This is a genomic window from Terrabacter ginsenosidimutans, from assembly GCF_039539425.1.
Classification (GTDB): Bacteria; Actinomycetota; Actinomycetes; order Actinomycetales; family Dermatophilaceae; genus Terrabacter; species Terrabacter ginsenosidimutans.
Window position 1 is genome coordinate 161,266 of record NZ_BAABDC010000004.1, and the last position, 13,103, is coordinate 174,368.

Here is a 13,103-nt window from a genome sequence, read left to right on the forward strand (position 1 = left end):
GCCGTGGACGTGCTGTGGAAGCGCTGTGACGGGCGACGACGGGGAGCGGGCGTGTCCAACCTCGAGCCGCCGATGAGGGGACTGTCGGTGACCCGACCTAGCATGATGCGCGTGACTGCTACGCCCACCGGCAACGCCCATTCCCTCGTCGTCCGCGGCGCGCGCGAGCACAACCTGCGCGACGTGTCCGTCGACCTCCCCCGAGACAGCCTCATCGTCTTCACGGGGCTGTCCGGGTCGGGCAAGTCGAGCCTCGCGTTCGACACGATCTTCGCGGAGGGGCAGCGGCGCTACGTCGAGTCGCTCTCGGCCTACGCCCGGCAGTTCCTCGGGCAGATGGACAAGCCCGACGTCGACTTCATCGAGGGACTCTCGCCCGCGGTCTCGATCGACCAGAAGTCGACCAACCGCAACCCACGCTCGACGGTCGGCACCATCACCGAGGTCTACGACTACCTCCGCCTGCTCTTCGCCCGCGCCGGACGGCCGCACTGCCCGGTCTGCCACGAACCGGTCACCCGGCAGTCCCCGCAGCAGATCGTCGACCAGCTGCTGACGCTCGAGGACCGCACGCGCTTCCAGGTGCTCGCTCCCGTCGTCCAGGGCCGCAAGGGGGAGTTCGTCGACCTCTTCGCAGAGCTGCAGACCAAGGGCTTCTCCCGGGCGCGGGTCGACGGCGAGGTCGTCTCGCTCACCGAGCCCCCCGCCCTGGAGAAGCAGAAGAAGCACACGATCGAGGTCGTCGTCGACCGGCTCGTGGCCAAGGGCGACGACTCCGGGTCCAAGCGCCGCCTCACCGACTCCGTCGAGACCGCCCTCGGCCTCGCCGGCGGTGTCGTCATCATCGACTTCGTCGACCGGGACGCCAAGGACAAGGAGCGCGAGCGCCGCTTCTCCGAGAAGATGGCGTGCCCCAACAACCACCCGCTCGGCATGGACGAGATCCAGCCGCGGTCGTTCTCCTTCAACTCCCCGTTCGGCGCGTGCCCGGAGTGCACCGGCATCGGCACCGAGCTGGAGGTCGACCCCGAGCTCGTCGTGCCCGACGACGACCTGTCGCTGGCCGACGGCGCCATCGCGCCCTGGGCCCAGGGCTCCGGGTCGGCCGAGTACTTCCAGCGCGTCATGGGCGCGCTCGCCGAGGACATGAAGTTCTCGATGGACGCCCCGTTCCGGGCGCTGCCGGCGCGGGCCAAGGAGGCGCTGCTGCACGGCCAGAACTACAAGGTCCACGTCAAGTACAAGAACCGCTACGGACGCGACCGCTCCTACACGACGGGCTTCGAGGGCGTCGTCCCGTTCATCAAGCGCCGCCACTCCGAGACCGACTCCGAGTGGAGCCGCGACCGCTACGAGGGCTTCATGCGTGAGGTGCCCTGCCCGGTCTGCAAGGGCGCCCGCCTCAAGCCCGAGTCGCTCGCCGTCCTGCTCGGCGGCAAGAACATCTCCGAGGTCTGCGGGCTCGCGATCCGCGACGCCGCCGGGTTCCTCGACACGGTCGACTTCACGACCCGCGAGAAGCAGATCGCCGAGCGCGTCATCAAGGAGATCGACGCCCGCCTCGGCTTCCTCCTCGACGTCGGCCTCGACTACCTCTCGCTCGACCGCCCCGCCGGCACGCTCTCCGGTGGCGAGGCCCAGCGCATCCGGCTCGCGACCCAGATCGGCTCCGGCCTCGTCGGCGTCCTCTACGTCCTCGACGAGCCCTCGATCGGTCTGCACCAGCGCGACAACCACCGTCTCATCGAGACGCTGACGCGGCTGCGCGATCTCGGCAACACCCTCATCGTCGTCGAGCACGACGAGGACACGATCGCGACGGCCGACTGGGTCGTCGACATCGGACCCGGCGCGGGCGAGCACGGTGGCCACGTCGTGCACTCGGGACCGGTCAAGGGCCTGCTCGAGCACCCCGACTCGTTGACCGGCATGTACCTCTCCGGCCGACGCGAGATCCCCTCGCCCGACGTGCGCCGTGGTCACGACGGACGCCAGATCACGGTGAGCGGGGCCCGCGAGAACAACCTGCAGAACGTCTCGGTCAACTTCCCGCTGGGCAACCTCGTCGCGGTCACCGGGGTCTCGGGCTCGGGCAAGTCGACCCTCGTGAACGACATCCTCTACAACGTCCTCGCCAACAAGCTCAACGGCGCGCGCCACGTACCCGGCCGCCACAAGACCGTGACGGGCCTCGACCAGCTCGACAAGGTCGTCCACGTCGACCAGAGCCCGATCGGACGCACCCCACGGTCGAACCCCGCGACCTACACCGGTGTCTTCGACAACATGCGCAAGCTCTTCGCCGAGACCACCGAGGCGAAGGTGCGTGGCTACCAGCCGGGCCGGTTCTCCTTCAACGTCAAGGGCGGACGCTGTGACGCGTGCTCCGGTGACGGCACGATCAAGATCGAGATGAACTTCCTGCCCGACGTCTACGTGCCGTGCGAGGTGTGCCACGGCGCCCGCTACAACCGCGAGACGCTCGAGGTGCACTTCAAGGGCAAGACCATCGCCGACGTGCTCGACATGCCGATCGAGGAGGCCGCGACCTTCTTCGAGGCGGTCCCCGCAATCGCGCGCCACCTCAAGACGCTCAACGACGTCGGCCTCGGCTACGTGCGCCTGGGGCAGCCGGCGCCGACCCTGTCAGGCGGTGAGGCCCAGCGCGTCAAGCTCGCCAGCGAGCTGCAGAAGCGCTCTACCGGACGCACCATCTACGTCCTCGACGAGCCGACCACCGGGCTGCACTTCGAGGACATCCGCAAGCTCCTCGACGTCCTGCAGGGTCTTGTCGACAAGGGCAACACGGTCATCGTCATCGAGCACAACCTCGACGTCATCAAGAACGCCGACTGGATCATCGACATGGGTCCGGAGGGCGGGTCCGGGGGCGGCACCGTCATCGCCGAGGGCACGCCCGAGCACGTCGCCGAGGTGGCCGCCAGCCACACCGGCCGGTTCCTCAAGCCGATCCTCGAGCGCACCGCGCGCACGACGACCCGCGGCACGGCGGGGACCCGCGCGAAGAAGACCGCGCGTCCGGCGGGCTCCCAGCCATCTGGCGGCGCGAGCACAACGAACTCCCGCACAGTGAAGGCGACGACGTCCACGAAGACGACGACGGCACCGAAGGCGAGCGGTCGCGCTCGCGGAGGTGCCACCACCGCCGCTGCGAAGAAGACCACGTCGAGCACCACCGTGAGCAAGACGAGGTCCTCGACCACGACCCGGAAGAGGAACGCATGACCGAGGGCACGCACTCAGGCGCCACCGAGCCGACCGGTAACACGAGCATCTCCACCCACGCCCTCGACCACGGGACGGACCACGGCCCTGACCACGGCCCTGACCACGGGCTCTCCGAGCGCGTGGCCGTGCTCACCGACCGGCGCGGCGTCCTCAAGCTCGCCGGCGTCGTCGTCGGCGCCGGAGCCCTGGCAGCCTGCAGCAGCCCACCCGTCCCGACCTCCTCTGACGCCGCGTCCCCCAGCGGGGACTCGGCAGGCGCGGCGTCGGGGGCTGCCTCAGGCGGTATCCCGACGTCCGAGATCCCCGTGGGCGGCGGGAAGATCTTCGCCGACACCCGGACCGTCGTCACGCAGCCGACCGCGGGCAGCTTCAAGGCCTTCGACTCGACGTGCACGCACCAGGGGTGTCCTGTCACGAGCATCGTCGGCCAGCAGATCGTCTGCCCCTGCCACGGCAGCGCGTTCGACGTCGCGACGGGTGATGTGGTCAACGGTCCGGCGACGAGCCCCCTCGCTCCGAAGAAGGTCACGGTCACGGGGAGCACCCTGACGGTGAGCTGATCGGCCCGGCGCCCGGCGGGTGGAGGCCTGTCGGCGGCGTCGGTGCACCGACATAGGGTGGGACCGTGGCGGACCCGAGGACCTACCGACCGAAGCCGGGGGAGATCCCGACCGACCCGGGCGTCTACCGGTTCCGCGACGCGCACGGCCGGGTCATCTACGTCGGCAAGGCCAAGTCGCTCCGGCCGCGTCTGTCCTCCTACTTCCAGGACATCACGGCGCTGCACCCCCGCACCGCGACGATGGTCACCACGGCGGCCTCCGTCGAGTGGACGGTCGTGCGCACCGAGGTCGAGGCCCTCCAGCTCGAGTACTCCTGGATCAAGGAGTTCGACCCGCGCTTCAACGTCAAGTACCGCGACGACAAGTCCTACCCCTTCCTCGCCGTGACCATGGGCGAGGAGTTCCCCCGGGCTCAGGTCATGCGCGGGGCCAAGCGCAAGGGCACGCGCTACTTCGGGCCCTACGGCCACGCGTGGGCCATCCGCGAGACCCTCGACCTGCTGCTGCGCGTCTTCCCGGTGCGCACCTGCTCTGCCGGCGTCTTCAAGCGCGCCACGGCGAGCGGCCGGCCGTGCCTGCTCGGTTACATCGACAAGTGCTCGGCCCCCTGCGTCGGCCGGGTGACCCCTGACGAGCACCGCGCCATCGCCGAGGACTTCTGCGACTTCATGGCGGGCAACACGACGCGCTTCGCCAAGCGGCTCGAGACGCGCATGAAGGAGGCGGCCGCCGAGCTCGACTTCGAGCAGGCTGCGCGTCTGCGCGACGACATCGGCGCGCTGACCAAGGCGCTCGAGAAGCAGGCCGTCGTTCTCGGCGACGCCACCGATGCCGACGTCTTCGCGCTCGCCGACGACGACCTCGAGGCCGCGGTGCAGGTCTTCCACGTTCGCGGTGGTCGCATCCGGGGCCAGCGTGGCTGGGTCGTCGAGAAGGAGAGCGAGGACCTCCCGACCCTGGTCGAGCACCTGCTCCTGCAGGTGTACGGCGACGCCGAGCGAGAGGCGATCCCGCGCGAGGTGCTCGTCCCGACCGAACCGGCCGACGTCGAGGCCGTCACCGAGTGGCTCTCGTCGGTGCGGGGCTCGGCCGTCAGCGTGCGGGTGCCCCAGCGCGGCGACAAGCGCACTCTCATGGAGACCGTGCGACGCAACGCCGACCAGTCCCTCGCCCGGCACAAGGTGGCCCGCGCCGGAGACCTCACGCTGCGCAGCAAGGCGCTGCAGGAGCTTCAGGACTACCTCGGTCTCGACGACGCGCCGCTGCGCATCGAGTGCTACGACGTCAGCCACGTGCAGGGCACCAACGTCGTCGCCTCCATGGTGGTCTTCGAGGACGGTCTCGCCCGCAAGAGCGAGTACCGCCGCTTCATCGTCCGCGGAGCCACCTCGGGCGAGGACGGCGACGAGCCCGTCACCGTCGACGACACCGCCGCGATGCGCGAGGTCCTGACGCGCCGCTTCCGCCGCTACCTCGAGGACGCCGAGGGAGCCGGTGACCTCGACCTGTCCACCGGTGTCGTCGGCGAACCCTCGGGCCCGGGCGGCGGCCGGGCCGTCTCGGACGACGACGAGGCGCCCTCGTCCGGGCCGATCGACCCCGAGACGGGTCGGCCGCGGCGCTTCGCCTACCCGCCGAGCCTCGTCGTCGTCGACGGCGGCCTGCCCCAGGTCAACGCGGCACAGGCGGTGCTCGACGAGCTCGGCATCGAGGAGGTCGCCCTCGTCGGCCTCGCCAAGCGCCTCGAGGAGGTGTGGCTGCCCCGCGATGACCACCCGGTCATCCTCCCGCGCACCAGCGAGGGCCTATACCTGCTCCAGCGACTGCGCGACGAGGCCCACCGCTTCGCGATCACCTTCCACCGCCAGCGGCGGTCCAAGGCCATGACGACCTCCCAGCTCGACGGCATACCCGGCCTCGGCGCCAGCCGACAGAAGGCCCTGCTCCGCCATTTCGGTTCGGTGAAACGCCTTCGCGCAGCGGACGTAACGGACATCATGTCCGTACCCGGCTTCGGCCGGTCGCTTGCGTCGGCCGTTGTCAGCCACTTGGCTGAGGGCACACCGCAGCAGCCAGCCGTGAACCTCACGACGGGAGAAGTGCTCGAATGACCGCCGACAGCAGGCGAACCCCGCAGACGCCCCTGGCCGACGCCCCGATCGTCATCGTCACCGGGATGAGCGGGGCCGGGCGCAGCACGACCGCCAACGTGCTCGAGGACCTCGGGTGGCTCGTCGTCGACAACCTGCCGCCCCAGCTGCTCACCCATCTCGCCGAGCTGCGCGACGAGGCTCGCGCCCAGCACCCCGCGGAGCACCTCCAGCAGGTCGCGGTCGTCGTCGACGTGCGCTCGCGCGGCTGGTTCGCCCAGCTCGAGGGCGCGATCGGCGCTGCCCGTGAGCGCGGGGAGCGGCCCAGTCTCGTCTTCCTCGATGCGACGGATGAGGCGCTCGTGCGCCGTTTCGAGAGCGTGCGCCGACCCCACCCGCTCCAGGCCGACGGCCGGCTCCTCGACGGGATCCAGCGGGAGCGCGAGCTGCTCCTCGACCTGCGGTCCTCCGCCGACGTCGTCATCGACAGCTCGGGCCTCAACGTGCACCAGCTGAGCGCCAAGCTCTCCTCGCTCTTCGCCGGTGACCGACGCGTCCAGCTGCGCATCGCCGTCATGTCGTTCGGGTTCAAGTACGGCCTGCCTCTCGACGCCGACGTCGTCTTCGACATGCGCTTCCTGCCCAACCCCTACTGGGTGCCCGAGCTGCGGTCACTGACCGGACGTGACACGCCGGTCAGCGAGTTCGTCATGCGGCAGGAGGGCGCCGACGACTTCCTCGACCGCGCGGGCAGCCTGCTCGACACGATGATCGACGGCTACGTCCGCGAGGGCAGGCGCTACGTCACCGTCGCCGTCGGGTGCACGGGCGGCAAGCACCGGTCCGTGGCGATCGCCGAGGCGCTGAGCGAGCGGCTCGGCGGACGCGACCGGGTCGACACCTTCGTCGTCCACCGAGACCTGGGCCGGGAGTGACGGGGAACCCGTCCGTGACGCCTGCTCGCCTGCCCCTCGGCTCTTCTCACCGCCGCATCGTGGCCCTCGGCGGAGGGCACGGACTCGCCGCGGCCCTGACTGCCCTGCGGCTGCTCACCGACAACGTCACGGCGGTCGTGACGGTCGCCGACGACGGCGGATCGAGCGGGCGGCTGCGCGAGGAGTTCGACGTGCTCCCGCCGGGCGACCTGCGCATGGCGTTGTCGGCGCTGTGCGACGACAGCGACTGGGGACACACCTGGCGCGACGTGCTGCAGCACCGCTTCGCCGGTACGGGCGACCTGAAGGGGCATGCGCTCGGCAACCTCATGATCGTCTCGATCTGGGAGCTGCTCGGGGACACCGTCCAGGGCCTCGACCTCGTCGGCCGGCTCCTCGGTGCGCGGGGCCGGGTGCTGCCGATGGCCGCCGAGCCGCTCGAGATCGTCGCCGAGATCCGCGGCCACGACCCCGCACGCCCCGATGAGACGGTCGAGGTCCGCGGGCAGCACCGGGTGGCATCGTCCCCCGGCATCGTGTCCTCGATCGGCATCGTCCCGACCTGCCCCGAGCCGTGCCACGAGGCCCTGACCGCCGTGCGCGAGGCGGACTGGGTGATGTTGGGCCCCGGCTCGTGGTTCACCTCCGTCATGCCGCACCTGCTCGTCCCGGCCCTCGCCGACGCCCTCGTCACGACACCGGCCAAGCGCCTGCTCAACCTCAACCTCGAGGTGCACATGGGGGAGACCCGCGACTTCCGGGCGGAGGACCACCTGGCCTCCTTCGCGGCCAACGCCCCCGACCTCCGCCTCGACGTCGTGCTCGCCGACCCCAGCGTCGTCCCCGACGGTGCGTCGCTGCGCGCTGCCGCAGCCGAGCTCGGGGCCGAGCTCGTCATCGCGCCGGTGGCTGCGAGGCGCGAGCCGGGTGTCCACGACCCGCTGCGGCTCGCGGCCGCACTCCGCGACGTCATCTCGTGAGGGCGCCCGCCGTTGCACCCTCGTCCGGACCTGCCGGACGAGGGTGCTTGATCGGGGTGGCAGGATGTCGCCCATGGCCATGACAGCGAAGGTGAAGGACGAGCTCTCACGCCTCGAGGTGACCAAGCCCTGCTGTCGCAAGGCCGAGGTCTCCACGATGCTCCGCTTCGCCGGTGGCCTGCACATCATCGGGGGACAGATCGTCGTCGAGGCCGAGCTCGACACCGCGAACGCCGCCCGACGCCTGCGCCGCAACATCGCCGAGGTGTACGGCCACAAGAGCGACATGCTCGTCCTCGCGGCGGGCGGGCTGCGACGTGGCTCGCGCTACGTCGTCCGCGTCGTCGAGGAGGGCGCGACCCTCGCCCGCCAGACCGGGCTCATCGACACCCGGGGGCGGCCAGTGCGTGGCCTCCCGCCCAAGGTCGTCAGTGCTGCGACGTGCGACTCCGAGGCGGCGTGGCGCGGGGCCTTCCTGGCTCATGGTTCGCTCACCGAGCCGGGACGCTCGTCGGCCCTCGAGGTGACCTGCCCCGGACCGGAGGCCGCGCTCGCCCTCGTCGGTGCCGCGCGACGTCTGGGCATCCAGTCCAAGGCCCGTGAGGTCCGGGGCGTCGACCGCGTCGTCATCCGCGACGGTGACGCCATCGGGGCGATGCTGACCCGCCTGGGCGCCCACGACGCCGTGATGGCCTGGGAGGAGCGTCGCATGCGACGCGAGGTCCGGGCGACCGCCAACCGCCTGGCCAACTTCGACGACGCCAACCTGCGCCGCTCCGCGCGGGCCGCCGTGGCCGCAGGGGCTCGCGTCGAGCGGGCCATGGAGCTGCTCGGCGAGGACATCCCGGACCACCTGCGCGAGGCCGGTGTGCTGCGCCTCGAGCACAAGCAGGCGAGCCTCGAGGAGCTCGGCCAGCTGGCCAAGCCCCCGATGACCAAGGACGCCGTCGCCGGCCGCATCCGGCGGCTGCTCGCCATGGCCGACAAGCGCGCCGAGGAGCTCGGTGTCGCCGGCACCGACGCGAACCTCACGGCCGACATGCTCGAGAGCTGAGCCGGTCACACCCTCCCCAGGCGGCGCCTTCGGGCGCCGCGTCCGTGCCCGAGGTGTGCCCAACGTGTGCCCAACGTGTGCCCACAGCGTGCTGAGCGCGTGCTCACCCAGCCCTGAGACTGCCGAGTCCCCGCCGGCATCGACGCACTAGGGTGGATGTGATCACGGTCGCAACGGGGCGGCCCGAGGTCTGGCTTTTCCGTCCGAAACAGTCTCACCGAAGAGGTGCACAGCAGTGACCGTTCGCGTTGGTATCAACGGCTTTGGCCGCATCGGCCGCAACTTCTTCCGCGCCATCGTGGCGTCCGGAGCCGACATCGAGGTCGTGGCCACCAACGACCTCATGGACAACAAGACCCTCGCCCACCTGCTCAAGTACGACTCGATCCTGGGTCGCTTCCCCGGCGAGGTCTCCTACGACGACACGTCGATCATCGTGGACGGCAAGTCCATCCGTGTCTTCGAGGAGCGCGACCCCGCCAACATCGACTGGGCCGGTGTCGGCGCCGACGTCATCGTCGAGTCCACGGGCTTCTTCACCGACGCGCAGAAGGCCAAGGCCCACATCGACGGCGGCGCCAAGAAGGTCATCATCTCGGCCCCCGCCAAGAACGAGGACATCACCATCGTGATGGGCGTCAACCACGACCTCTACGACGCCGACAAGCACACGGTCATCTCCAACGCCTCGTGCACCACCAACTGCCTCGCCCCGATGGCGAAGGCGCTCAACGACGAGTTCGGCATCGTCAAGGGCCTCATGACGACGATCCACGCCTACACGCAGGACCAGAACCTGCAGGACGCCCCGCACAAGGACCTCCGCCGCGCCCGTGCCGCCGCGCTCAACATCGTCCCGACGACGACCGGCGCCGCCAAGGCCGTCGCGCTCGTGCTGCCGGAGCTCAAGGGCAGGCTCGACGGCTACGCGCTCCGCGTCCCCGTGCCGACCGGCTCGGCCACCGACCTGACGTTCGAAGCAGGCCGTGAGACCACGGTCGAGGAGGTCAACGCCGCCGTCAAGGCCGCCGCCGAGGGCCCGATGAAGGGCTACCTCGTCTACACCGAGGACGAGATCGTCTCCAAGGACATCGAGACCGACCCCGCCTCGTGCATCTTCGACGCCGGCCTCACCAAGGTCATCGGCAACCAGGTCAAGGTCGTCGGCTGGTACGACAACGAGTGGGGCTACTCCAACCGCCTCGTCGACCTCGTCGCGCTCGTCGGCACGTCCCTCTGACCACCCGGCCACCGCCCTCGGCGCTCCTCGGAGCACCAGGGGCGGTGGCCGTATCCATGTCACCCGTGCTCCCGGTGCCGTCCGGCACCGCCAACTGACGAAGAGGCATCCTGCGTGAAGACCACCAGTGACCTCGGGGACCTGCGCGGCAAGCGCGTCCTCGTCCGGTCCGACCTCAACGTGCCGCTCGACGGCTCGACGATCACCGACGACGGACGCATCCGCGCGTCGGCTCCCACGATCAAGGGCCTGGCCGACGCCGGCGCCCGCGTCATCGTCTGCGCCCACCTCGGCCGACCGAAGGGTGCGCCGGAGTCGAAGTACTCCCTCGCTCCTGTCGCGAAGCGCCTCGCCGAGGTGCTGAGCACCGAGGTCGTCTTCGCCGACGACACCGTCGGCGACGATGCCAAGGCCAAGGCCGCAGCGCTCGAGGACGGCCAGGTCCTGCTCCTCGAGAACCTCCGCTTCAACGCCGGAGAGACCGCCAAGTCCGACGAGGAGCGTGCCGGGTTCGCCGGCGAGCTTGCTTCCCTCGCAGACGTCTTCGTCTCCGACGGCTTCGGCGTCGTGCACCGCAAGCAGGCTTCGGTCTACGACGTCGCGCGCCTGCTGCCACATGCGACCGGCGACCTCGTGTCGACCGAGGTCGACGTGCTCCGTCGCCTCACCAAGGACCCGGAGCGGCCGTATGCCGTCGTGCTCGGTGGCGCCAAGGTGTCCGACAAGCTCGGCGTCATCGGCAACCTGCTCGGCACCGCCGACCGCCTCCTCATCGGTGGCGGCATGGTCTTCACCTTCCTGGCCGCTCAGGGGCACGAGGTCGGCAAGAGCCTGCTCGAGGCCGACCAGATCGACACGGTCAAGGGCTACCTCGACCGGGCCGAGAAGGAGGGCGTCGAGATCGTCCTGCCCGTCGACGTCGTCGCGGCCGACGCCTTCAGTGCGGACGCCGCCCACGAGGTCGTCGCGGCAGACGCGATCCCAGCCGACCGGATGGGTCTCGACATCGGACCCGAGTCGAGCGCGCTCTTCGCCGACAAGCTCGCCGACTGCCGCACCGTGTTCTGGAACGGCCCCATGGGCGCGTTCGAGATGGAGCCGTATGCCGCAGGCACCAAGGCGCTGGCCGAGGCGCTCGTCGACATCACCAGCCGGGGCGCGCTCACCGTCGTCGGTGGCGGGGACTCGGCGGCTGCCGTCCGCCAGCTCGGTTTCGCCGACTCCGACTTCGGTCACATCTCCACCGGTGGCGGTGCAAGCCTCGAGTACCTCGAGGGCAAGGAGCTTCCGGGTCTGACCGTGCTCGAGGAGGGTGACGCCTGATGGCCAGGAACACCAAGCAGGTCGGGCGCGTGCCGCTCATGGCCGGCAACTGGAAGATGAACCTCGACCACCTGCAGGCCACGCACCTCGTGCAGAAGCTGGACTGGACCCTGCGTGACGCCAAGCACGACCACGCGGCCGTCGAGGTCGCGGTGCTGCCCCCCTTCACGGACCTGCGCTCGGTGCAGACCCTCGTCGAGGGCGACAAGCTCGACCTCCGGTACGGCGCGCAGGACCTGTCGCCGCACTCGTCGGGCGCCTACACCGGTGACATCTCCGGCGCCTTCCTGGCCAAGCTGGGCTGCACCTACGTCGCCGTCGGGCACAGCGAGCGCCGCGAGGGCCACGGGGAGACCGACACCGTCGTCAACGCCAAGGTCAAGGCGGCCTACGCCCACGGACTGACGCCGATCCTCTGCTGTGGCGAGGGGCTCGACGTGCGCAAGGAGGGCCGGCAGGTCGAGCACGTCGTCGCACAGCTGCGCGAGAACCTCGACGGGGTCACCAAGGAGCAGGCCGCCTCGGTCGTCATCGCTTACGAGCCGATCTGGGCCATCGGCACCGGCGAGGTCGCGACTCCCGAGGACGCGCAGGAGGTCTGCGCGGCGATCCGTACCCTGCTCGCCGAGCTCTACAGCGGTGACGTCGCCGACGGCGTGCGCGTGCTCTACGGCGGCAGCGTCAAGGCCAACAACGTCGCGGCGATCATGGCCCAGGAGGACGTCGACGGCGCCCTCGTCGGCGGGGCGTCCATCGACCCTGCCGAGTTCGCGTCGATCTGTCGCTACCGCGACCACCTCGCGACGTCCTGACCGGTCCCGACGCCCGGGCGGACCTCGCGGGGTCCGTTCGGTCGTTGGGCACTCGGGCAGGTATCCTTGCCCGAGCCCCGGGAACATGTGGGGGCGGGGCCGACCGGCCCCACCGACCCCCGGGACCCCGACGATTTGGAGTGACCACGTGGATGCGGTTCGCATCGTGCTGCAGGTCCTGCTGGTGCTGTCCAGCCTGGTCCTGACCCTGTTCATCCTGCTGCACAAGGGCAAGGGTGGCGGCCTGTCCGACATGTTCGGCGGGGGCATGTCCACGTCGCTCGGAGGGTCGTCCGTCGCCGAGCGCAACCTCGACCGCTTCACGGTGGCCGTGGCCTCGGTGTGGGCGGCATCCATCATCGGTCTGGGCCTGCTGGCCCGCTTCGTGAGCTGAGAGGACGAGTACATGGCAGGCGGTAACGCCATTCGCGGGAGCCGGGTCGGAGCCGGCCCGATGGGCGAGGCCGAGCGCGGCGACTCCGCCCCTCGCGTACACATCTCCTACTGGTGCTCCAACGGGCACGAGACGCGCCCCAGCTTCGCCGAGGAGCCGGGCATGGTGCTGCCGGAGACGTGGGACTGCCCGCGCTGCGGCTTCCCGGCCGGCCAGGACAAGGAGAACCCTCCGGCGCCGCCGAAGGTGGAGCCCTACAAGACGCACCTCGCCTACGTGAAGGAGCGTCGCAGCGACGCCGACGGCGCCGCGATCCTCGACGAGGCCCTGAGCACGCTGCGCGAGCGCGGCCTCATCCAGTGACCTGACAGGTCGTCCGCCACGGTGGTGACACTGGTGGCGACCTACGACGAAGGGCCCGGGATATCCTCCCGGGCCCTTCGTCGTGTCGTTCCCGTCGGTC

Annotated in this window: 11 protein-coding genes; all 11 read left to right on the plus strand. The window is 70.4% G+C overall.

Annotated features, from left to right (window positions below; all coding sequences use genetic code 11):
- Positions 1-102: 102 nt before the first annotated feature.
- The 11 genes from uvrA to ABD831_RS13600 all read left to right on the plus strand — a co-directional run bounded on the left by uvrA (position 103) and on the right by ABD831_RS13600 (position 13,003).
- Positions 103-3,246, plus strand: coding sequence for an excinuclease ABC subunit UvrA (uvrA, locus tag ABD831_RS13550; RefSeq protein WP_142178562.1), 3,144 nt, complete (start codon positions 103-105; stop codon positions 3,244-3,246).
- Positions 3,243-3,809, plus strand: a complete 567-nt coding sequence (locus ABD831_RS13555) for a Rieske (2Fe-2S) protein (RefSeq protein ID WP_344947366.1) — start codon at positions 3,243-3,245, stop codon at positions 3,807-3,809. Before uvrA ends, ABD831_RS13555 begins: the two co-directional genes overlap by 4 nt.
- A gap of 65 nt (positions 3,810-3,874) precedes the next feature.
- Complete coding sequence (uvrC, locus tag ABD831_RS13560; RefSeq protein WP_344947369.1) at positions 3,875-5,923, plus strand: excinuclease ABC subunit UvrC; 2,049 nt, start codon at positions 3,875-3,877, stop codon at positions 5,921-5,923.
- Entirely contained in the window at positions 5,920-6,837 is a 918-nt protein-coding gene (gene rapZ / locus ABD831_RS13565) for an RNase adapter RapZ (RefSeq protein WP_344947371.1), read from the plus strand. The genes uvrC and rapZ overlap by 4 nt, the downstream gene beginning before the upstream one ends.
- A gap of 14 nt (positions 6,838-6,851) precedes the next feature.
- Positions 6,852-7,817, plus strand: a complete 966-nt coding sequence (locus tag ABD831_RS13570; RefSeq protein WP_344947373.1) for a gluconeogenesis factor YvcK family protein — start codon at positions 6,852-6,854, stop codon at positions 7,815-7,817.
- A 73-nt stretch (positions 7,818-7,890) separates the two neighbouring features.
- Positions 7,891-8,871 carry a DNA-binding protein WhiA gene (whiA, locus tag ABD831_RS13575; protein WP_142178154.1) on the plus strand — a complete coding sequence of 327 codons (981 nt, stop codon included), beginning with the start codon at positions 7,891-7,893 and terminating at the stop codon, positions 8,869-8,871.
- Positions 8,872-9,106: 235 nt separating this feature from the next.
- Positions 9,107-10,111, plus strand: coding sequence for a type I glyceraldehyde-3-phosphate dehydrogenase (gene gap / locus ABD831_RS13580; RefSeq protein ID WP_142178152.1), 1,005 nt, complete (start codon positions 9,107-9,109; stop codon positions 10,109-10,111).
- A 114-nt stretch (positions 10,112-10,225) separates the two neighbouring features.
- A complete protein-coding gene (locus tag ABD831_RS13585) occupies positions 10,226-11,434 on the plus strand; it encodes a phosphoglycerate kinase (RefSeq protein ID WP_344947378.1) in 1,209 nt (402 codons plus the stop codon).
- On the plus strand, positions 11,434-12,246 hold the full coding sequence (gene tpiA / locus ABD831_RS13590; RefSeq protein WP_142178147.1) for a triose-phosphate isomerase: 813 nt from the start codon (positions 11,434-11,436) through the stop codon (positions 12,244-12,246). Before ABD831_RS13585 ends, tpiA begins: the two co-directional genes overlap by 1 nt.
- A gap of 148 nt (positions 12,247-12,394) precedes the next feature.
- Positions 12,395-12,640 carry a preprotein translocase subunit SecG gene (gene secG, locus ABD831_RS13595; protein WP_344947380.1) on the plus strand — a complete coding sequence of 82 codons (246 nt, stop codon included), beginning with the start codon at positions 12,395-12,397 and terminating at the stop codon, positions 12,638-12,640.
- A 12-nt stretch (positions 12,641-12,652) separates the two neighbouring features.
- Positions 12,653-13,003, plus strand: coding sequence for an RNA polymerase-binding protein RbpA (locus ABD831_RS13600; RefSeq protein WP_142178143.1), 351 nt, complete (start codon positions 12,653-12,655; stop codon positions 13,001-13,003).
- The last annotated feature ends 100 nt before the right edge of the window (positions 13,004-13,103 follow it).

Coding starts and splice junctions, on each gene's coding strand:
- whiA (WP_142178154.1), top strand. CDS start 7,891: ATGGCCATGACAGCGAAGGTGAAGGACGAGCTCTCACGCCTCGAGGTG.
- rapZ (WP_344947371.1), top strand. CDS start 5,920: ATGACCGCCGACAGCAGGCGAACCCCGCAGACGCCCCTGGCCGACGCC.
- ABD831_RS13555 (WP_344947366.1), top strand. CDS start 3,243: ATGACCGAGGGCACGCACTCAGGCGCCACCGAGCCGACCGGTAACACG.
- uvrA (WP_142178562.1), top strand. CDS start 103: ATGATGCGCGTGACTGCTACGCCCACCGGCAACGCCCATTCCCTCGTC.
- tpiA (WP_142178147.1), top strand. CDS start 11,434: ATGGCCAGGAACACCAAGCAGGTCGGGCGCGTGCCGCTCATGGCCGGC.
- ABD831_RS13600 (WP_142178143.1), top strand. CDS start 12,653: ATGGCAGGCGGTAACGCCATTCGCGGGAGCCGGGTCGGAGCCGGCCCG.